This window comes from Sphingobacterium sp. SRCM116780 (assembly GCF_021442025.1).
In the GTDB taxonomy this organism is placed as follows: domain Bacteria; phylum Bacteroidota; class Bacteroidia; order Sphingobacteriales; family Sphingobacteriaceae; genus Sphingobacterium.
The window spans coordinates 762,293-785,749 of the sequence record NZ_CP090446.1 but is presented as its reverse complement, the minus strand read 5'-3'; the positions used below and the strand labels follow the sequence as shown (position 1 = coordinate 785,749).

General features: G+C 38.6%; 21 protein-coding genes. 3 read left to right on the top strand and 18 right to left on the bottom strand.

Features of this window, described 5'->3' with window-relative positions; all coding sequences use genetic code 11:
• Positions 1-388: 388 nt before the first annotated feature.
• Complete coding sequence (locus LZQ00_RS03370; protein WP_234511933.1) at positions 389-859, top strand: hypothetical protein; 471 nt, start codon at positions 389-391, stop codon at positions 857-859.
• 47 nt (positions 860-906) lie between these two features.
• On the opposite strand, the gene LZQ00_RS03365 is transcribed toward LZQ00_RS03370, so the two are convergent.
• The 3 genes from LZQ00_RS03365 to LZQ00_RS03355 all read right to left on the bottom strand — a co-directional run bounded on the left by LZQ00_RS03365 (position 907) and on the right by LZQ00_RS03355 (position 3,695).
• Entirely contained in the window at positions 907-1,302 is a 396-nt protein-coding gene (locus LZQ00_RS03365; protein ID WP_234511932.1) for a VOC family protein, read from the bottom strand.
• A 510-nt stretch (positions 1,303-1,812) separates the two neighbouring features.
• Positions 1,813-2,265, bottom strand: coding sequence for a nuclear transport factor 2 family protein (locus LZQ00_RS03360; RefSeq protein WP_234511931.1), 453 nt, complete (start codon positions 2,263-2,265; stop codon positions 1,813-1,815).
• Between the two features lie 122 nt (positions 2,266-2,387).
• Positions 2,388-3,695: a serine hydrolase domain-containing protein gene (locus LZQ00_RS03355; protein ID WP_234511930.1), complete on the bottom strand. Its 1,308-nt coding sequence runs from the start codon at positions 3,693-3,695 to the stop codon at positions 2,388-2,390.
• A 235-nt stretch (positions 3,696-3,930) separates the two neighbouring features.
• On the opposite strand from LZQ00_RS03355, the gene LZQ00_RS03350 reads away from it, so the two are divergent.
• Positions 3,931-4,830, top strand: a complete 900-nt coding sequence (locus tag LZQ00_RS03350) for a LysR family transcriptional regulator (protein ID WP_234511929.1) — start codon at positions 3,931-3,933, stop codon at positions 4,828-4,830.
• A 132-nt stretch (positions 4,831-4,962) separates the two neighbouring features.
• Here LZQ00_RS03350 and LZQ00_RS03345 read toward each other — a convergent pair whose 3' ends face one another.
• The 4 genes from LZQ00_RS03345 to LZQ00_RS03330 form a co-directional block, all read right to left on the bottom strand.
• Positions 4,963-5,946: an aldo/keto reductase gene (locus LZQ00_RS03345; protein WP_234511928.1), complete on the bottom strand. Its 984-nt coding sequence runs from the start codon at positions 5,944-5,946 to the stop codon at positions 4,963-4,965.
• Positions 5,947-6,425: 479 nt separating this feature from the next.
• Positions 6,426-8,699, bottom strand: a complete 2,274-nt coding sequence (locus LZQ00_RS03340; RefSeq protein ID WP_234511927.1) for a xanthine dehydrogenase family protein molybdopterin-binding subunit — start codon at positions 8,697-8,699, stop codon at positions 6,426-6,428.
• Positions 8,683-9,324 carry a hypothetical protein gene (locus LZQ00_RS03335; protein WP_234511925.1) on the bottom strand — a complete coding sequence of 214 codons (642 nt, stop codon included), beginning with the start codon at positions 9,322-9,324 and terminating at the stop codon, positions 8,683-8,685. The genes LZQ00_RS03340 and LZQ00_RS03335 overlap by 17 nt, the downstream gene beginning before the upstream one ends.
• A 42-nt stretch (positions 9,325-9,366) precedes the next feature.
• Entirely contained in the window at positions 9,367-9,831 is a 465-nt protein-coding gene (locus LZQ00_RS03330; RefSeq protein WP_234511924.1) for a (2Fe-2S)-binding protein, read from the bottom strand.
• Positions 9,832-10,122: 291 nt separating this feature from the next.
• Between LZQ00_RS03330 and LZQ00_RS03325 the strand changes: the two genes are divergently transcribed.
• Positions 10,123-11,253, top strand: a complete 1,131-nt coding sequence (locus LZQ00_RS03325; RefSeq protein WP_234511922.1) for a cysteine desulfurase family protein — start codon at positions 10,123-10,125, stop codon at positions 11,251-11,253.
• Positions 11,254-11,261: 8 nt separating this feature from the next.
• Here the strand turns inward: LZQ00_RS03325 and moaCB are convergent, their stop codons facing one another.
• The 11 genes from moaCB to LZQ00_RS03270 all read right to left on the bottom strand — a co-directional run bounded on the left by moaCB (position 11,262) and on the right by LZQ00_RS03270 (position 22,578).
• Positions 11,262-12,176, bottom strand: a complete 915-nt coding sequence (gene moaCB, locus LZQ00_RS03320) for a bifunctional molybdenum cofactor biosynthesis protein MoaC/MoaB (RefSeq protein ID WP_234511920.1) — start codon at positions 12,174-12,176, stop codon at positions 11,262-11,264.
• A 1-nt stretch (position 12,177) separates the two neighbouring features.
• Positions 12,178-12,606, bottom strand: a complete 429-nt coding sequence (locus LZQ00_RS03315; protein ID WP_234511918.1) for a molybdenum cofactor biosynthesis protein MoaE — start codon at positions 12,604-12,606, stop codon at positions 12,178-12,180.
• Positions 12,607-12,610: 4 nt separating this feature from the next.
• Entirely contained in the window at positions 12,611-13,735 is a 1,125-nt protein-coding gene (locus LZQ00_RS03310; RefSeq protein WP_234511917.1) for a HesA/MoeB/ThiF family protein, read from the bottom strand.
• Between the two features lies 1 nt (position 13,736).
• The gene (locus tag LZQ00_RS03305; protein WP_234511916.1) at positions 13,737-13,964 is read right to left on the bottom strand and encodes a MoaD/ThiS family protein; all 228 of its coding nucleotides are present in this window, start codon (positions 13,962-13,964) and stop codon (positions 13,737-13,739) included.
• A 76-nt stretch (positions 13,965-14,040) separates the two neighbouring features.
• Positions 14,041-14,775 (bottom strand): sulfite exporter TauE/SafE family protein, encoded by a 735-nt coding sequence (locus LZQ00_RS03300; protein WP_234511915.1) that lies wholly within the window; start codon positions 14,773-14,775, stop codon positions 14,041-14,043.
• Between the two features lie 6 nt (positions 14,776-14,781).
• Positions 14,782-16,545, bottom strand: a complete 1,764-nt coding sequence (gene glp / locus LZQ00_RS03295) for a gephyrin-like molybdotransferase Glp (RefSeq protein ID WP_234511914.1) — start codon at positions 16,543-16,545, stop codon at positions 14,782-14,784.
• Complete coding sequence (gene moaA, locus LZQ00_RS03290; RefSeq protein ID WP_234511912.1) at positions 16,545-17,525, bottom strand: GTP 3',8-cyclase MoaA; 981 nt, start codon at positions 17,523-17,525, stop codon at positions 16,545-16,547. The genes glp and moaA overlap by 1 nt, the downstream gene beginning before the upstream one ends.
• 6 nt (positions 17,526-17,531) lie before the next feature.
• Positions 17,532-18,662: an XdhC family protein gene (locus LZQ00_RS03285; protein WP_234511910.1), complete on the bottom strand. Its 1,131-nt coding sequence runs from the start codon at positions 18,660-18,662 to the stop codon at positions 17,532-17,534.
• Between the two features lie 70 nt (positions 18,663-18,732).
• Positions 18,733-20,940, bottom strand: coding sequence for a xanthine dehydrogenase family protein molybdopterin-binding subunit (locus LZQ00_RS03280; protein ID WP_234511909.1), 2,208 nt, complete (start codon positions 20,938-20,940; stop codon positions 18,733-18,735).
• A 70-nt stretch (positions 20,941-21,010) separates the two neighbouring features.
• Positions 21,011-21,988 carry an FAD binding domain-containing protein gene (locus tag LZQ00_RS03275; protein ID WP_234511907.1) on the bottom strand — a complete coding sequence of 326 codons (978 nt, stop codon included), beginning with the start codon at positions 21,986-21,988 and terminating at the stop codon, positions 21,011-21,013.
• Positions 21,985-22,578 carry a (2Fe-2S)-binding protein gene (locus LZQ00_RS03270; protein ID WP_234511906.1) on the bottom strand — a complete coding sequence of 198 codons (594 nt, stop codon included), beginning with the start codon at positions 22,576-22,578 and terminating at the stop codon, positions 21,985-21,987. Before LZQ00_RS03270 ends, LZQ00_RS03275 begins: the two co-directional genes overlap by 4 nt.
• Positions 22,579-23,457: the final 879 nt, after the last annotated feature.

Here is a 23,457-nt window from a genome sequence, read left to right as displayed (position 1 = left end):
CCAGACCAAAATATACCACTACATGTATATTACGTCCTGAATTTATTGACTTCTGAAAGAGCGAACACTTAAACCAGACTAAAGTCAATAATTCTTTTTATCCATTAATTATTTAAATTCTATTTTTTATTAAATTAGTAACCGGGTTTATACTATTGTGTTGTAAAGTTAAAAATTAGTATTTTCTTTTTCACCAATTTCACTAAACTTCACATTATTAGAGTACATAAAATTACTTCTCTCATAATAAATTATGGAAAGATTTAGCATTTTTATTAAGTCAAATAAAATTAGGATAAATATCGATTTATTAATACCCATCATCTTTTTTTTCTTGGCTTCTATTCTATACTTATGTTCATATTTAAATATAGATGTTGACAATAAAATGAATAAGCCAATTGCATATTTTATGTTTGGAATACTCGCTTTTGCTGTTATACGAAAATTTTATATGATCGGAAAACCTGAAAAATTAAATGGCATATTAAATGGTTTTCTTGAGTTTCAAAATGATTTTATTGTGATAGACGATAAGAAAATTGATTTATCCATGATAAAAACAATATCAATTTATAATGGAGATTACTTTGGAAAATCAGTTGTTGGGAACACTTACGCTTCCGATTTTTCAAATGGCGTTGACAATCAATTAATTATAATACTTAATAATGGGACTGAAACTACTACATATTTTCAATTATATAATAAATATGATATGGGAAAAATTCAAGATATTCTGATATATTATCATACAATAGGAAAAATCTCTTTCAAGAATCTTTCTAATGTGCTAAAATTATCAAAAAGTGAATCATTAGAATTGGAAAATTCATTAAAAGAAAATCACCTGCTTTAACACTGATTTGACACAATGCGTGATGGAGATTAACATCCAAAACTTCATCACATCCCCTCTTCCATCAGGAGTATATTAAATTTATGACCATCGGGATCAGCGAAGGCAAAACCATAGTAATTGGTTTTATCTCTGCCCGCTTCGTTAAAAATGGTACCTCCAGCCTCTTTAACTTTATCCATCCATTCTTTCACTTCTTCCTTTGTCTCAGCAGAAAGTGTAAATATAATTTCACAGCCTTTTGATGCTAGGGGTAGATACTCATCTATCTGTGAGCCCTGTTCAAAAAAATGAATCACAAAATCATCATTACCGAAAAGAAAACTAGCTAGCTTAGGATGGTTATTTGGCTTATTGGGCGTAAAACCCAATTGTGTGTAGAATTGATTAGTACGCTTGACATCTTTTACACTAAAATTAGCCCATATTTTTTTCGCTTTCATCTTGTAGAATTTTAAAACAAGATAGCGAAAAATTTTAGCTTGAATTTCCTCATGAAGCCTTCACAAATAGGCAATCTTTTCTCCCTTAAAAATAGTCAAGGTTTTTAAGACGATTTGTTTGTCCTCTTTAAAAAAGTGTAACAACAAAAAGGAATAAACGTAGTGAATGATTTATAGTTAAAGACCCCTCTGGTTTATTGTTTCGAAGGGTCACTTCAATCCCTCTTTTGAAAATCAAGATCTCCGGACCGAAGTACAGCACGACATGTCTATTACATTTTGGATTTATTGCCAGCTGAAAAGCGAACCTTTAAACTGTATTGGGATAATTGAAGAAGTGCACAATATGTATCAATTCTGTTCTTTGTTACATTCTGGAATAATTGCGCTCTCCATATGCCAATAAAAAAAGTCGCTGACCTTAACGTCAACGACTTTTTTGTATAGATTTGAAATTCTTGCTCAACAAGTTCACATTACTTCCCTCCAAATCTTAAAAAATTAATTCAACTAATGTGCGATCTTATGGGTGTCTCGTACACTGCTAAATGTCAGTGCTAACAATTTCCAGTCGTTTCCGTGCTTTTTATAAACTTCGGTAACGGTAAATTCAGTTACCGCATCATTACCGCGAACGACAGCAGTCAGCGTAATACGGTTCCAAACAATGGCTACATCGTCAGAAATTTCTACAGCAACATCATGAACATCTGCTTTCTTATACCAAATGCTTCCAGTTTTGATGATGTCGAGTTCTTCAGCCTTTTTCCATGTGCCACTCATGTGAACAAATTTTGACTTATCATCGAAAAGTGAAGCCAGCTTATCCACATTTTTATCGGCCATCCATTGCCATTTTAATTTAGAAAGCTCCTTAATTTCTTGTACAGCAGTAGAGTCTTGTGCAAAAGATAACTGCACACTCAGCATGATTAATAATAATCCAAAAAGTGTTTTTTTCATTTTTTCAATGGTTAAATTCATGATATCACAAATATGCACATTGAAATTGCGTGTATTGGGATATATATTACTGTTTCTTCTACCAATATTACAGATTAGACATTTTTACTTACTTTACCCTCTTAGTTTTTAATCGCCTGATAAACCGCTACTTGAAATTCTTCTCCAATAGAGAACCAAGGTGATAAATACTCTTGGGTAAATAAAAGCGCGATTATCCCTTCTTTCGGATCTGCCCAACCATGTGTATTAAATGCTCCTCCCCAACCAAATGCACCAATACTTTGTGGCGATAAATAATGGTTCTTTTCGGTCACAACGGCAAAACCACCTAAGCTGAATTGAAAATTCTCAGGTTGTGGAGGTAATGGAGAAATCTTTACATCGTCATTCAACTGATTGGTCAGCATCAGGGCTATGGTCTTGCTACCGATTATTCTTTTATTTTTATACATTCCCTTATTGAGGTAAAGGGAATAGAATTTAGCCATATCTGCCGTCGTAGCACTTAATCCAGCTCCTCCTGACAGATAGCTCCCATTTTGTTTTGGAAATAAAGGATCGACTCCTTCATAAAGCGGATGCTCCACTTGCAATAAATTACCATTTTCAGCTGTTTCATAAAGAGTTACCAATCTATCCTGTTTCTCTTTCGGAATATGAAAATAGGTGTCGTTCATTTCCAATGGTTCCAATACGCGTTGTTTAAGAAAAGCTTCTAATGACTGCCCACTCCATATCTCAATCAAGTACCCCAGTAGATCAATATTTAAACCGTAGGTGAAACGTTCACCAGGGTGATGCTGCAAAGGCAGGGTCGCTAGTAATTCCATTTTTTCTTTGCTGGTAGATTTTATTGTACCGATACCGGAGGGAATACCTGCCTCCTCATAGATGCGCCACATCGTCGGATCACTGAAAATAGCCGGATAAGCAATACCGGAAGTATGTCGTAACAGATCTCGAACAGTTATTTCTCGATTCGCAGGTTTTGTTGTATAACTTCCATCTTTTGCATGATAATCTACCAGTACTTTCGGATTTTTAAAAGCAGGAATATAGTTGGAAATCGGATCGTCCAACAGGAATTTACCATCTTCCCAAAGCATCATCACCGCAAGGCTGGTAATTGCTTTCGATTGTGAGGCAATCCTAAAAATATCATCTGTCTTCATCTTTCTTTTTGTTCCGATATCCGCATACCCAAAGGCTTTGTTGTATACGACCTCCCCGTTACGAATGATAAGAGCAGTAGCTCCAGGTATATGATGAGCTGCGATCTGACGATTAATGACTTCATCTATTTTAAGTAATCGTTCTTTGTTAAAACCAGCCTGCTGTGCCTGTGCATGCAAGATACTTCCTATTAAAAATAAAAGGATCGCTGCTATTGAATAACTGCTCCTTTTGAACTTTAGTAATTGTTTCATCGTCTTATTTTATAAAATTGTTTATACCACATCCCCCGCCCATACGCAAAGAACAACCATTCCTGACCAATACCACAGGTTTAAAACAGCAACAAATTGGTATGATTTCTTTGTTTTTACATTGCAAATGTGAGGAGCATTTATGCATAAATAAAATAGTATAATTTATATTTTGATATAAATTAATTTATACTAATAAAAGTAAGCGTAGTAGGAATATTGCTAACTTTGTATCATGGTAAATTTAGAATGGTACAGGTCTTTCAAGGCAATATATCAAATAGGTACGTTAACAGGTGCTGCACAGGAATTACTGATATCTCAACCCAATGTGAGCCAGCATTTATCAGCATTGGAAGCACATATTGGGAAACAATTATTTGAGCGCAAGCCACGCCGAATGGTACCTACAGAATATGGTAAGTTGTTTTACACGCAGATCATTGAAGCTGTAGATAAACTCGAGCATGTGGAAGCTGAGTTTCGGTATACGCGTACGTCCAATATACCACTAACCTGTATAGGTGCTCCCAAAGAATTTTTTTATAGTGTATTAGCCTCACGCATCAGCCAAGCTCCTGCTAACCTCGTGTTTGAATTTGGCCTGACCAAAGACCTGATGCAAAAGCTTGGAAAGGGAAAATTATATTTCGTCATCGCGACTCACTGTACCGATGAAAAGGATATTGTGTATGAGCCCATCGTTTATGAAAATTTTCTTCTCGTTGGCCATCCAGATTTTGAGACCAAAACCCTGGATGAATATATTTCTAAGGGTGATCTCGATAAAGCTGAACGTCATCTTTGTGAACAGGATTGGTATGCATACAGCAGCAATCTCACGATCATCAGGCGATTCTGGTTAGAAAATTTCAAGAAACGACCAGCAATAAAACCTCGTTTTATCATTCCAGACTTCAATTCCATCTTAAAGGGTATTAGCTGTGGTACAGGTATTACCGTTGCAGCAGACTATTTGGTGAACGACTTGATACAACAGAAAAAATTGAAAGAAATATGGAAAGGTAATCATCCGACATCAAACACACTTTATCTGACTTACAATAAGAATAATGTGACGACTGAACAAATAGAAATGGTCAGAAAAATTTTGAAAGTAAACGCAACTGATTAAGAATTTTTATCCATAAACTGAACACGATAATTTTAGTTACAATTCATTCGACTTCGAATATATAAAAAGAATGATATTTCCATATAGTGATAAATCAATATATAGAAATATCATTTAAATTTTTGAAAATACCTACTTCCCTACTCTAGCCTGTAAATGCTGTGGATACCTATCTCCTGCAATCTCAATTTTTGATGTACTTTCTTGTATTTTCATCAAATCGGCTGTTGTTAATTCCACTCGAACAGCACCTATATTCTCCTGTAAGCGTTGTATTTTAGTTGTGCCTGGAATAGGTGCAATCCAAGGCTTTTGTGCCAATAACCAAGCGAGTGCAATTTGTGCAGGGCTGGCATCTTTTTCTACAGCAATCGCTTTGATCAGATCAACCAATACCTGATTGGCTTTACGATTTTCTTCAGAAAAACGAGGTACAATATTTCGAAAGTCGGTTTTATCAAATGCTGTTTGTTCATTGATTGCTCCCGTTAAGAATCCCTTACCCAACGGACTGAAGGGGACAAAACCTATCCCTAATTCTTCCAAAGTAGGTATAATTTCATGCTCAGGTTCTCGGAAAAATAACGAGTACTCACTCTGCAAAGCAGCAACAGGTTGTATAGCATGTGCTTTACGAATGGTTTCAATCCCTGCTTCCGACAATCCCCAATGTTTGATCTTTCCCTCCTTGATCAATTCTCCAATCGTTCCTGCAACATCTTCTATCGGTACATTCGGGTCAACACGATGTTGGTAATACAAATCAATGTGATCCGTTCTTAATCTTTTTAAAGCAGCTTCTGCAACTGCTCTGATATTTTCTGGGTGGCTATCCATTCCCAAATCAGGTTTCCCCTCTTTGAATCCAAATTTCGTTGCAATCACTACCTTATCTCTAAAAGGAGCCAAGGCTTCTCCCAATAATTCTTCATTGGCAAATGGACCATAAGCCTCAGCAGTATCAAAAAATGTGATTCCTTCTTCATATGCTGCACGCAATAACTTAATAGCTTCGCTTTTTTCTGTTGCAGGACCATAACCAAAGCTCAATCCCATACATCCTAAACCTAATGCGGAGACCTCTAATCCACTGTTTCCTAATATTCTTGTTTTCATATGCTTTAAATTTTTCTATTCTTAATAACTAGAGGTCGTGTGTAAATTGACCAATTTCCATTGGTCATTTTTCCGTGTATAGACTTCGGTATAAATCAGCTGATAAATACTACCTCCATTAATTGCAAGTTTTGCTTTACCCACTAAACATTGTTATAAATTGAACAGATGCATCCTAACCACTCCATTCTTTTTAAACTTTGGAATATGTATTCCTCTTTACTTATAATACAAATTTCCAAACTACAATCCATTTTATACTTATACAGATTACGGTAATGTTTACCATTATTACAGATTGCGAATACGTATTTATGATAATATGCTAATCCTATATCGTTAGGTTCGGTAAAACATGTAGTGTATTGTCACGATAGCAAACATGTTAATAATCTGCATTAAAAAGTTTAGAAAAAAGTTGATATAAAAAAAGCTTCTATTCGAATAGAAGCTTTTTTATACGTTATTACATCTTGTAATTACACTTTCTTTTTAGCATCCGTTAATCGGTTTATAAAAGGCTGGTTATAAAACCGCTGTCCAGTATGTTGGTATAATGCATTTGCAACCGCCCCGAACATAGGAGGAAATAAAGGTTCTCCCATTCCGGTTGGGTTCTCTTGATTATCGACAAAATGAATTTCAATATGTCGAGGGATCTCATTCATACGAATGATTCTATAGGTATTGAAATTGCTCTTTTGTGGTATCCCGTTTCGGAATAACTGTTCCCCATATAACGAGTTGCCGATACCATCGATCACAGCTCCTTCAGCCATATTGGTAGCAGCATCTTTATTGACAACAATACCACAATCCATAGCAGCAACAGCTTGCACAACACGAGGTTCATTATTTTCAACCAGAACATCGACTAATGCCGCTGCATACGTATTATGACAAAAATAAGCCGCGATACCCCTTCCCGTTCCGGCAGGTCTTGCTAACAAATCACCTTTTTCTTTCAACAATTGAATGACCCCTGCATAACGAGCCGCGTCATAATCATTGCTCTTACCTACAGGATTTTCCTTTGCTCGAGTCAACAACTCCAATCGGAAATCAATGGGATCTTTTTTCATTTCAAATGCCAGTTCATCCAAGAACGACTGCTCCGCACTTGCTATAAAATTTGATCGAGGAGCTCGAAATGCTCCCACTGTAATTTCTGAATCAACCTGCCACGATTCTGCCAGATAATTATCTATAGCACCTGCAGGAAATCTATTTTCATGAAGGGGTGATTCTGGAACCCCACCTGCTTTTACATGGAATCCAATCAGTTGATTGTCTTTGTCTAAGGCTGCTCGATAAGTAGCGCTATAGGTAGGTCGATAGATTCCATAAGTTGCTTCATCTTCACGGGTATACATCAATTTAACAGGAGCTTTAATCTTTTGTGAGATGATAGCTGCTTCTACTAAATGATGACCATAAGCACGTAATCCGAAACCTCCTCCCATACGCGCCAAATTGATTTTAATCTTTTCTTTTGGTAAACCCAATCGTGCAACCAACGTTCCTGTAATAACTTCTGGCGCTTGAATAGGTGCATATAAAACTGCTGAATCTGCTGTGACATGTGCAAAACAGGACACCGGTTCCATGGTATTGTGTACCAGATAAGGTGCAGTATATGTTCTTTCGATGATGCGTGCAGCATTTTTAAATGCCGTCTCCGGATCACCGTCTTTACGTTTTATCTCACCTGGAATTTTAGAATATCTGTCCATATCAGCATAATGCCGTTCCGTACTTTCTAAATTCCCATTGGAATCCATATTAGTCTTTTTGGCAACATGCTCGAATTCCAAAATTAGTTTTTTCTTTGCCTGCATTACCTCCCAGGTGGAATCACCCACAACCACAGCTAACTTGCTGAAACTTGTCGCATCAAAAAAATTCTTCTTAAAATCTTTCGTTAAGGTTTCGATAACAAATACATCACGGATACCTGGCATACTTCGAACAGCGCTATCGTCTATTGACTTGATCTCTTGTCCGAAAGCTGGTGGATGTACGATCATAGCAATCAACATGCCTTCTTGTTTATAATCACTGGTAAACAATGGTTTTCCTGTGATGATATTGTCCAGCTCTACATTCTGTTTTGATGTACCAATAATCTTAAAGTCCGCTACATTTTTAAGCTTCACTTCCTTGGGAATCGGTACAGAAGCTGCTGCTGAAGCAACTTCCCCATAAGTTAATTTTCTATTGGTTTTTTGATGCAATAATACGCCCGCATTAGTCGTGATCTCTTCTACCGGAACAGACCATTTTTGTGCTGCGGCAATTAAAAGCATTTGACGAGCAGTAGCTCCAGCATTTCTTAAAACCGGCCATGCTTGTCGTATCGATTGACTACCACCTGTAAACTGTCGACCATATCTTTCAGGAAAAAAATCAGCTTGTAAGACTTGCACCTTGTCCCAATCTACATCCAGTTCTTCTGCCAAAATCATCGGCAAAGAGGTTTTTACATTTTGTCCAAATTCAGGATTCGGATTGAATAATGTAATCTGTCCATTTTGATGGATTTTGATGTAACTGTTTAATTCAAACACCTGTTCATCAAGTAGGATGTTCTCAGTTGCCATTGCTTCAGCACCTGGCCAATTGAAATGCAAGACCATACCTCCACCAGCCAATAAAGCTGCTTTTAGAAATGATCTTCTGTCTATCGTTGTTTTACCTGCTGTCATAGCGCGTAACTTTCTCTCATGATAATTATACTTATTTTGTTGGTGCATAGGCACCTGTCGTCAACCAAGTAATCCAAGCCTCTTTAAAGGCTGCATGGCTTATTGGTGGTAATGTTCTTCCCTCTCCAGGTTCCCATCCCCATTTGACTAAACCATCATCTGCATGGGCGATTAATGCCTTCAGGTCTTTATTCCCATTTTGTTTTCGATCCACTAACTGTTTCGCCAATTCATACGCACTTTTCCCCTGGAATACCATTTTCATATCCGCCGGAGGCAAATGCCAATTGGGGCTACCTGGAGGTGTCTTCAACCCAGCAGTATTTTCATCTTGATGACAATTACCACATTTCATGGTCAACATACCCTTACCTTCATGTCCTCGCTTTGGAAACATCGCGTGCAATTTGCTTTTATCACCCTGTAAAGGAATATCGCCACTTGGATGACAGTTCATACAGCGTGGACTTTGAAGTACAGCGTATACCTTCTTAAAGGCTTCGACCGATTTGATGCTATCTTTCTTCACCTTAAGATTCAAGTCACCGGAAGGTGTTAAGTTTGTATCATAAGAAAAAGCCGAAACGATGGCAGTCAGAACGAGCATAATAACACCTAAAGTGAGGAGTAGTTTATACTGACCTAAGGTTTGGTTTCTTTTAAATATATTCATTAGCTATATCTTATAAAGTATATATCGCGATTCATTCTATATTTAACCCTTATTTCGTTGGATATCAGCAGCATGATGGATTGCTGTACGAATACGGGAGTAAGTACCACAACGACAAATATTACCCGTCATGGCATCATCAATATCTTGATCGGTTGGATTTGGTCTTTCGCGCAACAGTACTGCTGCAGACATGATCTGACCGGCATGGCAATAACCACATTGCGGAACATCGACATCCTTCCACGCAAGCTGTAGTGGATGATCACCATGCTCCGAAAGACCTTCTATGGTGATGACCTCTTTTCCTATCGCTCGTTTTACTTTGGTGACACATGATCGTACAGCTTCTCCATCTAGGTGAACAACACAAGCTCCACATTGTGCAACTCCACATCCATATTTAGTTCCTGTCAATCCAACAACATCACGCAAAAACCACAAAAGAGGCATTTCTTTATCTGTATCTACCTTATATTTCTTTTTATTGATTTGAATAGTGTCCATAATCGTTTATTGTTAGTAGTTGTATAACCTATTATAACAAGTTTTATTTGATCCGCAATAGCCTGTTTTTTAAAGCCATATGATCTTAAAAATTATCTTTAGATCCCATTAGTCAGAACATCAACAGCACAATGATGATCATCCTAAAATAAGATAATAACTTGGCTTTTTTTTATGAAGGCATAGGAATCAGTAATTTGGGTAGACAATTCCGTAATATGTATACCAATTTGTATCATAAACACGTGTTTTGAAGATCACCGAGTCAACTTAAATCAGTACATTTAACCTATGCAATCACCATTCGTATATCTGGATAATAATGCGACAACAGCAGTGGACGATCGGGTACTGGAAACGATGTTACCGTATTTTAAGTATCAATATGCCAATCCGAACAGTCCCCACTTATTCGGCATGCAAGTGCAGGAACAAATCGAATTTGCACAACAAGATTTAGCTCATCTCGTGGGTTGCAGGCCAGCTGATCTTATTTTTACATCGGGAGCAACAGAAGCCATTAATCTCGCTATAAAAGGGATTCAAAATAAGGGGCGTAAACATATTGTTTGTGCATCAACGGAGCATGAGGCAGTATTGGACTGTTGTCGATTTTTGGAAAATAAGGATTATGATGTTACTTATCTTCCGGTATCTGCTGATGGACTTATTGATCCAGACGTACTGCAGGCGAGTATACATGCAGAAACGCTACTTGTCTGTATCATGTTGGTCAATAATGAAACCGGAGTCATACAAGATATACAAACAATTGCCGATATCGTGCATAAAACCGGTGCTTGGCTGTTATGCGATGCAACCCAAGCGGTAGGTAAAATACCTATTGCTGTCAAAAAAATGGGAATTGATCTGATGCCTCTTTCAGCCCATAAGTTTTATGGTCCTAAAGGTATAGGTGCCTTGTATATAAATCCCGATGTTGAAAATTTAAGCCCACTTTTGCATGGTGGAAAACAACAAAATGGAGTAAGAAGTGGAACATTGAACGTCCCTGGAATCATTGCGCTTGGAAAGGCTGCCGAGATAGCCGAAAAAGAAATGGCAACTGAAACGCAACGAGTTAGATCTTTAAGAGATCATCTAGAAACATCCTTACTAAAAATTGATGCTGTTTTTCTCCATGGACATTTGGAAAAAAGAATACACAATACAACAAATCTATGTTTTCCAGGTGTGCAATCGCAGCAATTGCTATTGGCATTGGGAAATATTGCTGTATCCAGTGGGTCGGCATGCTCCTCAATTACCAACAGACCATCTCATGTCCTGAAAGCTATGGGATTGGCAGACACTTATAGTCTCAGCGCTATACGCTTTAGTTTAGGAAGATTTACAACCGCAGATGAAATCGACTATACCATTGAGATGGTCGAAAAAATCGTCAAAAAACTTCGACAATAAAGGACCGTTTAATCGTGTCCTTTATTGTCTTTCACTGGAAATACATGAAGGATCTGTGGAAATAAAGCTTTCATATTTTCCTTAACCGCATTCGTAGATCCTGGAAGAGTCAAGACCAACATTTGGTCAGAAAGACCGGCAACAGCTCTGCTTAGCATGGCTGTTGGTACAAATTGCTGACCATACTGCCGTGCAATTTCCATAACACCTGGCAACGGTTTAGTCAAAAAAGGTAAAACAGCCTCTGGTGTAACATCCCGATCAGAAACACCCGTTCCTCCAGTATACAAAAGGATATCAATAGCCTTTTCTTTAGCGGATAGCAATTGCTTTTGAATCGCGTCAATATCATCTGGAATCACTTCATAATGAACCACCGTTATCCCTTGTTCTTCCAAAAGCTCTTTTAACACTAAACCAGAGCGATCTTTTTTCTCATCGGCATGAATAGAATCACTACAAACAATGACAGCCGCTTGAAGCGATGTGTGTTTACTTGCTGTTTCAATACTACTTTTGCCTCCTTCTTTATGCAACAATCGAATGGATCCTATTTCGACTTTTTTATCAATAGGTTTTAACATATCATATAAAACTAATGCCGCCACTGAAGCACCATGCATGGCTTCCACCTCTACCCCAGTCTTGTAAATCGTATGTACTTCTACAGTGATGACAATATCAAGTCCTTCGATATGAAAATCGACCTTTGCATACTCGATAGGTAAAGGATGACAGTCGGGAATCAGATCACTGGTCTTTTTAATCGCTAGAAATGTCGCTGCCCGAGCAAAATCATACACATTGCCTTTTGGAACTTTATGTTGTTTTATCGCCTCTATTGTTGCCTCATCCGAAGTCATCACTGTGGCTGTAGCAATAGCCTTACGTAGTGTATAGTTTTTATAAGTAATATTGACCATGCTAATTATTTTTTTTCCATTGATGTGTATTGTCTTCAAAGAGTTCCTTACCCCAGATGGGTAACTCTTTCTTAATCTGCTCAACAAGTTCTTTACAAGCCTCTTGGGCATCACGTCTATGTTTGGAAGAAACAAACACAAATAAACAGAGTTGTCCGGTTTGCACTTCTCCCAAACTGTGGTATACATGCATGCAGATTAAGTCATACTTCGCAAACACATGTTCGCGTATGGTATGCATCTTTTCCAAAGCCATTTCCTCATAAGCAGTATACAGAATAGCCGATACGCGACGATCGTCTACCTCATCAGCTCTTACTTGTCCCAAAAAAAGTGCATGTGCCCCAATATCCGTTTTCTGTGCATGTTTTGAAATGCTTGCAGCAATTTGGTCGGGCGATATCGCTCCATCAACAAATATATTCTTCACGGTTTTATGCTTTACTATAATTTAAATACCCCATTATACCACCTTCAAGATGACTGATTCTTTTTTGATTTCCAAAATATTTTTTTAGAATTTTCCCTGCCTGTAAGCTTCGTTGACCACTTTGGCAAACAACAATAATATGTGCTGCCGTTAATTCATCCAAATGATTGGGTAAAATAGAAAGTGGCATTGCATGATGGGTAAGCGGAAATTCAGGTCGTTCATGAATTTCACGTACATCCAATACACATACTGTAGGTTCATGAACAAACTGTTCGATTTCATGGACCGTTATCATTGCTATTTCTTCCTGAATAGTGGTTTTTCTTTCATCTGTCAAATAGAAGTGATCTAAAGCGTCTATACGGGTGTTTATTTCACGGGGATCAACGATGGAAACGGTTGAATTGTGCGTGATCTCTAGGATCATCGACTGATAAGTAAGCAAATTGAAAATCATTAATTTGTTCACTAAAGGTTCTCCAATGTGTGTGATTAACTTGATGACTTCCGTAGCCTGCATCAGACCAATTAACCCTGGCAATACGCCCAATACACCATTATCGACACAATTAGGAGCCTCCTCTGCACGAGGCACCTCAGGAAAAAGGTCTCTGTAATTACAAGCAATTCCCTGATCATCCTTTACATTGAATATGGCTACCTGTCCTTCGTATTGGTAAATTGCAGCAAAGACAAGCGGTTTTTGCAACAGGACACAGTAGTCATTTATGAGATAGCGCACAGAGAAATTATCCGTACAATCCACGACAATATCATATTCCTGTAAGATATCATGTGCATTATCTTGATCCAAGCGAATGGGGTACTCGATTATTTGAATGTCAGGATTAATCAATCGGATTCGTTCTACCGCAACTTCCGTCTTTAATTGACCAACAGTTGCTGTTGTGTAAAGTGGCTGACGCTGTAGATTACTCAATTGGATCACATCAAAATCCACTACGCCAATCCTTCCAACACCAGATGCCGCTAAATATTGCAAAACAGGGCAACCAAGCCCTCCTGCCCCAATTACCAACACTTTGGAGAGCGCCAATTTTTCCTGTGACTCAGATCCAAATCCAGGTAAACTATAATGTCTTTCGTATCGCGGATTCCACTGCATATTAACCTCCAGAATAAGGGGGTAAAAGTGCTACAGTATCCTGATCCCTTAAGACCATTGTTTCGTTGGCAACTTTTCCATTAACCGCTACTGCAATTTTTCGATCTGCAATTGCAGGAAACCGTTTCACAAGGGTATCTAACAAAGCCTTCGTATCACTCGCTTCCACAAATAATTCACGATCCATCATATCTAAAAGTGGTCCAAATGCAAGCACCTTAATCTTCATCTTCCTATTTTTTTATATAACCCGTTATACCATCATAAAATTACTAAATTCCTTCTGAGTTTTTTTATCATGTAGCTTAAGCTGCGGTAAAAAGAAGCTTATACGCCGCGACCAATAGTACTGTTGCTAGAACATATTTCAATACCTCCTGATTGAACTTTTTTGATCCCAGGTAAGATCCTAACAGACCTCCACAAAATGCGATAACAATATACACGACCATATGGGATGTCAACGAGATACCTTGCGTCAACATTCCTCCTAATCCAGCCAAAGAATTGACAAAGATAAAAGCTGCACTGATGGCTGCCGTTTGTTTTTGATTGGTCCATAATAGCAGGATCAATATCGGCGACAAGATAATTCCTCCACCTATCCCAATCATTCCCGACAACAGTCCAATTATTGCCCCTATTAGCACCGATAACCAGCGTACGGAGGGAATCAAACGATCATCCTCCACATTCTTAAAAAAGAAAAAGCGAATGATAGGTAACAACAACAAAACTCCTAATATTTTTTTATACAGATGATCGTCGATGGTCAGCATACCTCCTAGAAATGCAAATGGAATCGATGCCAGTGCTATGGGAATGAAAATATCCTTTTTAAAATGATTGCCTCGATAATACTGGATAAATGAAGTGAGCGATACAAATAAATTCAGCAAGAGTGCAGTTGGTTTCATTTCTTGAGGGGCAATACCATATAAAGCCATCAAAGCCAAATAGCCACTTGCTCCACCATGACCCACAGATGCATATAAAAAGGCGACTATAAAAAGTATACTATAAAAAATTTCTGTCTCCATTGATCTTTAGGGTAACAAAATAACCTCAACTTCATCCCCAACTTGACATCCTGATGAAGTTTCATCTAGTACCATGAGGCAGTTCGCCTGTGCATACGAATGCAATCGATAAGATTCTTGCGCATGTAATGGTATTACTTCACCTGCTTTCAATTCTGCTTTAATAAAATGTGTCAGCCCTTTATTTTTACTATAATCAACTGTTGAGATTGCCGAAACCGTTATTAACGAATTTGGTCTATGTAGAATATGGTCGATTGCAGGAAGGACATACAAATAAAAACAAGTCAGCGCTGATGAAGGATTACCAGGTAAACCAAAAATCATTTGTTTACCTTTTGTCCCGAAAAACAATGGTTTTCCAGGTTTCTGTTTTACTTTATGGAAGTGTGGCTGCACCTGTTGTGCGAGAGTGGTTTGCACAACAAAATCATAATCGCCAACACTTACACCCCCAACCAGCAGCACGATATCAGCCGTCTGCAATGCTTCTTTTAGGACATGATTTAATTTTTCCCGATCATCCTCACATCGGTATAGAGAAAACTCCTGAACTCCAGCTTGCTGTAAAGCCGCTTGTAGCTGCCAGGAATTTGATTCATACACCTGTCCGAATGTAAGAGGTTTTCCCACTTCCTGCAACTCATCACCTGTCACAATAATTGCAACTTTAGGAGCTTTAAATATCACAACCTCTTCGCAACCGATACCTGCCAAAAATCCGATAGCCGCCGCTGTCAATACAGTACCCACTTCCAAAGCCAAAGAGTCCTTTTTTACCTCACTCCCTTTTTGACGAACATGCATCCCTGCTACAAGATCATCTGCATCAATTGTTATGTTATCTCCTTCGCGGATGACTTTTTCCTGCATCACCACAGTATCTGCATTTTCGGGTAACGGCGCACCAGTAAACACGCGCACAGCTTGTCCACTTGTCAACTGTATAGCTGTTTGTCGACCTGCGGGCATTTCATCAACAACGGTCAACGTTTTATAGCGATCTTCGAATTTGATGGCATATCCATCCATGGAAGATTGCACATAATTGGGAATATCCAGCGTAGCTACAATGGACTCTGCCACGACATATCCTGCAACGTTTCCAATCTTCTCTATCCCTTTATGTTCCAGTTGACAGTTTGCTTTGATGATATCCTGTGCTTCAGATACAGTAATCATTTGCGTGATCAAATGCGTCATATCTTCTGGTTCATCGATATCAATTACCCCTTTCTCAAAGGAGATGATAGCCACATCATGCATATTATTTTTCAGTACTATTTTTGCTCCGTTCTCTCCTTCAAGTGACAAAAGTGTCTGAAAATAGTTTTGACCAAATAGTACTGGAACACCAATTGCAGTTCCATAATCCGAAGCAACGATTTCTTTCTCTGAAGTCGAATAAGTAGCCAATAATTGATTGAAAATGGCTGTATTTAAATACGGCTGATCGCAGACAGATAAAATACAGTTCTCCACAGATGGGTGTTCCGTTATTAATTGCTGTACCGCTTTTCGGATAGAAGATGCCATGCCTGAAGACCACTCCTCATTGTAGCATATGGAAATAGGTTGATTCGCTAATGAGGGCACGATATCCGCTTGATTTGCTCCTACTACAACGATGACTACAGCAGGTTGACTGGCTAATGCTTGTTCAACCGTATGCAGCAGTAAAGATTTTCCTTCGAATGGCAACAATTGTTTTGCAGTACCTAAGCGAGAGGAATTACCTGCTGCCAAAATAATTATTCCAGTATTGTTCATTAGCCTCCTATAGTAATCATGCTTCTATTTTCCAGTTTATCTACATCTATTTGCGTAAAATCTTTTTCCAGTTGTCCACCTAAGGCATATGCTTTAGATTGAATGTTCGTCTGTATAAGTGGTAAAATCGGTTCTCCTTGACGAAGTGCGCCTAATAAATCCGTCTCATGTGTAGAAAATAAACAATTTTTTAATTTTCCATCAGCTGTTAGTCGAATACGGTTACATCCTCCACAAAAGGGTTCGCTCATGGTACTGATCACGGAGAAAGATCCCTGATGACCTGCGATTTGGAAGTGTTTAGCTGTGTCGTGCACATCTCCTACCACAGCCTGAATCTCAAAAGCACTTGCGATAACCTTCTTGATCTCATCCAGTGTAAATACCTGATTACTTGTCCACTTATTACCACTGAAAGGCATAAATTCGATAAAACGGACGATCAAAGGCAATTCTTTGGTGAGCCTTACAAAATCTAAAATTTCATCGTCGTTTAGCCCTTTCATCACCACGACATTCAACTTACAACGAATCCCCTCTTTCAACAACAGATCAATATTGCTACGCACTTTATCAAAAAGATCTCTGCGTGTTATGCGATGAAATTTTTGAGCATTTAAGGTATCCAAGCTAATATTCATACTACTAAAATTTGCTGCTTTGATCATAGGTAATAAAGCATCAATACGAATACCATTTGTGGTACAAGTAAGTTCAACCGGAAGTTTAGACAAACCCGCCAAAATAATGTCTACATCCTTTCGAACAAAAGGCTCGCCACCTGTAAGCCGTATTTTTGTGATCCCCTGATCCACAAAAGTTTGTGCGATTTCCAAGATTTCCTGCGGTTGCATCAGTTTGGAGGGTGCAGCAAAGGCATACTCCTCTTCGGGCATACAGTAGAAGCACCGTAGGTTACAATTGTCGGTAAGGGATATCCGCAGATAGGTATGTTGTCTACCAAATTTATCGAAGAGCATAATACGTTATATAATAGAAATATCTTGGTGCATTTTTCCCGTTCGGTCTCGAAGTGAGCAGGCTGATTTATGATGAAGTACCGCTTTAATTTCAGCTAATATAGCGAGCGCAATTTCTGCTGATGTCTCCGCTCCAATATCCAAACCTACAGGACCAAATAATTTAGCCTGTTGCGCTGAATCCAACGTAATTCCTTCGGCTTGCAACTCTTCAACCATACGCATAAAGCGCTTTTTAGGGCCCAATAAACCAATATAAGGACAATCAGTCGTTATAAGTTGCTGTAAGATTGCTTTGTCATAGTTATAATTATGTGACATCAAAACACATACACTGTAGGGATCTATGGTTATCTGCTGCTGAAATTCATCCGAAGAAGTTACAGTGATAGATTTTGCCGTTGGAAATCGCTTTTTCGTGGCATGTGTTGAACGTCCATCCACAATCCAACTTTCCCAACCCATGATGTTTGCCATTTCAACCAAAGGTTGTACATCATTGCCAGCGCCAATCAGAATCAATCGCGTGACAGGTATCACATATTCAAATAAAACTTCATAAGTAGATTGCCCGTGTGCGAATACCGTTCGTAAGGTTTGCTGGCTTGCGAACACCTGCTCGATGGAAGCCGATAAATCTGTAAGGGATAGGATTGTCGTATCACTGAATAACGTTTCATTTTCCAATTGTACGCAACATGTCCCAGGTTGGTCGGCATTTCTATCCAACGAGCATACCGTAACCACAACAGAAGCAGTACGTTTATCCAGTAACTTTTCCAGTAAAGTAATCGGGTTATTTGGTTTTGCGTGATCGATATACTCAAATAAGATATGAACGATTCCATTACAGCCCAATTGAACGCCGATCGTTACATCAGCATCATTGGAGGTATCATAGGTAACCAATTTATTCGTTTGTTGTGTTAATGCCAGCATAGCTCTTCGTAATGCGTCTCCTTCGAGGCACCCTCCACTGATAGCACCGGTCATTTCCCCGAATTCTGTGACCAGCATCCGAGCCCCAGGCATGCGGTAGGAAGATCCTTCAACCTTCACGACAGTAGCCAGAACAGCTTTGATATTTGCTTGTTCTGCTTCCTGATAAGCTTCAATTATGGCACATAATTCATTCATCTTTTAACGTCTTTTTGTCCAACAACACATGATATATCATACTGATAAACATATTGTTGAACTATCATTTTTAAACCAATATTTTATCTGGAGTAATCGGTAAATTTCGAATCCTTTTACCTGTTGCATGATAAATCGCATTTGCAATCGCAGCAGCTGTCCCGATAATTCCCACTTCACCCAATCCCTTTGCTCCCGTTGGATTAATATATGGATCGGCCTTTCCTATAAAACTCACATCAATGATGGGAGCATCGGCATTCACAGGAAAGTGATAACCTGCCAAATCATCCCCAATCAAACCACCACTTTTTGGATCCAATAGCTTTTCTTCCATCAATGCCATTCCAATGCCTCCAATAGCTGCTCCTGACATCTGATTTGCTGCCGCTTTTTCGTTTACTATCTTTCCACCATCAGCCACGCAAACCATCTTTTCAATCTTAACTTTACCCGTTTTAATATTTACCCGAACTTGGCAAAAATGAGCCGCAGAAGAACAAAATGCATATTTCTTCCTTTCTTCTCCAGGACCTGAAGTAGCATCCACAACGATGGTATCCAATTTATTTTTAGCCCATAGGTCAGCATAAGAAACCGTTTCACCAGTTATTTTTTTCAATGAAATTCCTTTTTCTGATAACAGAATATCATCTGGAGATAGGTTTTTAAATTTTGGATTCGTCAAAGCAGCATATTCCGCTAGCTTAAGTTTTAAAGCGTTGGAAGCTTCCACAACAGCTCCACTGACAGATGACATCCCTGTACTTCCTCCTTGACTAGGCGCTGGAGGTAAATTGGAATTCCCCAATTCAATCTTAATCAGATCCTTGGGTATACCAGTAGCTTCATGTGCGACATTTTTCATTCCTGTTCCGGTACCTGTGCCAATATCAGTCATTGCCGTTTGAATCGTAATGGTTCCATCTTTTTTCATGACAATGGCTGCACTGGTTTTATTGCGTCCTGCATTCCACATCCCAACAGCCATGCCATATCCAATTCGCCAATCACCCTCTTTCGTAGCATTAGGAGCAGAATTTCGATCATTCCATTGTATACGGGTTGCACCGATTTCCATACATTCTTTTAAATGGTTGGAAGACCACGGTAGTTTGTTGTCCGGATGATGACTGGAAGCTATATTTTTTAATCGTATTGCCAGAGGATCCATTTTTAATTGATAACTTAACTCATCAATGGCACATTCAATGGCAAAATCACCCGTGCAATCACCTGGTCCACGCATCCATGTTGCGGCATTCAGGTTCAAAGGCACCAAAGCATCCTCCGTTTTCAGGTTATCAAAGTTGTAGATCAATCGAGCAATCCGCGTAATTTGATCCGAAAAACGTTCATAAAGGGAAGTTTCGTTTTTAGCCTGATGGAATATCCCTAGAAATTTACCCGAGTTATCTGCCCCTATCTTGATCTTTTGCCAAGAAGCAGGTCGGTAACCCGTACCGATAAACATTTGAGGTCTGGTTAGCATCAATTTAACGGGTCTTTTTACTTGTTTTGCAGCCATTATACTTGCCAGCACATGTGGCCAGACACGTAAGCCTGAACCAAACCCACCTCCAACAAACTCACTTACCACCTCTACATTTTCTTTTTTAAGCTTAAATAAAGGTGCAATTACCTGCTGTACATTGTTGACTCCCTGCGTTTTATCGTATAGCTTTAAGCGATCTTCACCGATCCAATGTGCAAGCGTAGCATGCATTTCCATCGGATTGTGCACCTCAGCTTTAATGGTATATTCTTCTTCTACAACATGCTGTGCATCCTTCCATGCATCGATTAGACCTCGTTCCTTACCTGCCTCTTGAAGAGGTATGGTAGGATGTACAGCATCAAAATCCACTTGAAAGCTTTCAGACTGGTATTGCACTTCCACAAGCGATGCGGCAAAAGTAGCCTCTTCTAACGTTTCGGCAATTACCAGTACAATGGGCTGACCTTTGAAATATATTTTGTTTGTGTGGAAAATGGGAAGACCAAAGCGCGATTCTTTTATTAAAGACTCTGTAGCAAATCCTGGCACATCAGGTTTGTGAAGGTGGGTTACAAAGTCTACGACCCCTTTTACCTGTTGTGCTTTTGTCAAATCAATAGCTGTTATAGTGCCACTAGGAATGGTGCTACCGACCAAAACCGCATAACACATATTTTCCACCTCATATTCGGCTGCATATTTCCCTCTCCCAGTAACTTTATCGACAGCTTCCACACGTCCTTCAGGTATAGTATAATTTTGTTGATCGAAGATGCTCATCCTTTTAATTTTTACGGAAACTCGCTCCTCCTTTTTCAAGAGCTGAACGAGTAAATTTATTTACACTACTTTAAACAGTTAGGCATTGTGACAATGCGGTCTCAACAGCACCCTTTAACATGGGTATTTTAAAACCGTTATGTGACAATGGTTTTAGATCGCTAACAATAAGCTCAGCAGCTTCACTAAAAATTGATGCGGTCGCTTTTTTACCTTTCAAAAACTGCTCTGCTTTCAACCATCGCCAAGGTTTATGGGCTACTCCTCCTGAAGCTAATCGCGCCTCTACAATTTGATCACCATCCAATTGCAAAGCTGCAGCGACAGATACCAAAGCGAAAGCATAAGAATCCCGATCTCGAACTTTAACATAAGCACAATGCTTAAAAATAGCATTAGCTGTCAATTCAACGGATGTAATTAATGCATGTTCGGGTAGGGTATTATCGCGATGCGGTTCATTGCCTGGTAAGCGATGAAAATCTTGAAAAGCAATGACTGATTTTTTTTGATCTTTATGCGTAACATGTACTTTGGCATCCAAGGCAACTAAAGCAATGCAAAGATCAGAAGGATGTACTGCAACACAGTCCTTGCTATATCCAATAACAGCACTCATTCTATTCTGTCCATCATATGCGCTACAACCCGAACCGGGCTTACGCTTATTACAGGCGGTTGTGCTATCATAAAAATAAGGACAACGCGTACGTTGCAATAGATTGCCCGCGGTAGAGGCCATATTACGGATCTGAGGGGATGCACCTGCTAAGACAGCTTTTGCAAGTAATGGAAAATGTTCTAAAATAATCCAATCTGTAGCAATGGTCGTATTACGTGTCATGGCACCAATATGAAAGTGCGCACCCTGCTTTTCTATGGTAGACGATAACGCTGTTGCTATATCAAGTAAAGTATCGGGTTGGCTAATATTCTTCTTCATCAGGTCAACCAGATTGGTTCCCCCAGCGATAAATTGAACTTGATCCTTTTTATGTGTGAGTGCAGTTTTTGGACTGTCTACTTTTTTTAAATCGAATGGTCTCATAATGCCGCTACTTTTTGAATAGATTCAACAATTCCATTATAGGCTCCACAACGGCAAAGATTCCCACTCATGTACGCTTTTATTTCTTCAACAGAATGCGTATGTCCTTCCTTAACACATGCTATAGCCGACATGATTTGACCAGGCGTACAATATCCACACTGAAAACCATCACAGGATATAAATGCTTCTTGCATAGGGTGCAGTTGATCACCTTGGGCTATTCCTTCAATGGTAGTCACTTCCTTTCCAACAACCATAGCGGAAAGCGTGAGGCAACTTAATACCCGTTCTCCATCAACGTGAACAGTACATGCGCCACACTGTCCATGGTCGCATCCTTTTTTTGTACCCGTCAATGATAAGTTTTCCCGCAATAAATCCAATAATGTCGTACGTGTATCCGAATTTAATGTATAAGCTTTTTTATTTATGGAGACCGTTAACGGTACCACTTTTTTTTCTGGGATAATGAAATTCTTGACGTGTATATAAGTGGCTTTTAAAGCAGTTGGAATTGCTGCCAATAGGGTTAATGCTCCACTAGCCTTTAAAAAAAATCGCCTACTCAATTTATCATTCTTTCTCATAATTGAATCATTTTCATTGTTGTCAAATGGTTAGATGTCTTAATCTACACCCTATATTTTTAATATTTTATGGAAGATCATCTACCAATAAAGTATGTGTACACAAAACACTTATCATAAAAACACATAAAACTACCTATTAGTTTTATTATTTATTCTTATCGTACGATAAAAATTCAGATGGTGATAACAAATCCTCATATAGCGTCAAAAAATGGATATAACAGGCTACTATTATCCATTACGAAGATTAAAAATATTATGTAATAAAAAAGACCCACATTACTGATTTTTTTACCATAATTACGGTTTTAGGTTTTACACCTCCAACGAGCATCAACAATACTGTTCTCTGGTTTATTGTTCCAAAGGATCAATAAACCTTTTTTGAAAACCAAGGTCTCCAGACCAGAATATTATTGTATAAATGTTATAAAAAGCAACTACAACCATTATAAAATGCAGGATAGTATTGTGGTTCTGCTCTATTTCCAGACAGAGTCTTCGATTTTATTGGATTTAAGTGACCGCTGAAAGAGCGAACACTTAAACCAGATAAGGTTTTTTTTATTAACTTAGCCTAAAGCGATACTGCTTTGATTAAGTTTCGATTTATTGAACTTTCACTCAGTTCTAACTCATATTGACACTTAATTATTCTCAACTATTTTATCATCATGAACCTTCACTGGTTTAAGTGTTCCGAAGGGTCACTTAAATCTTTTTTGAAAACCAAGGTCTCCAGACCTGAATAGTATTGCATAAATGTTATAGGAGCAACTACAACCGTTATAAAATGCAGGATAGTATTGTGGTTCTGCTCTATTTCCAGACAGAGTCTTCGATTTTATATATGGATTTAAGTGACCGCTGAAAAAG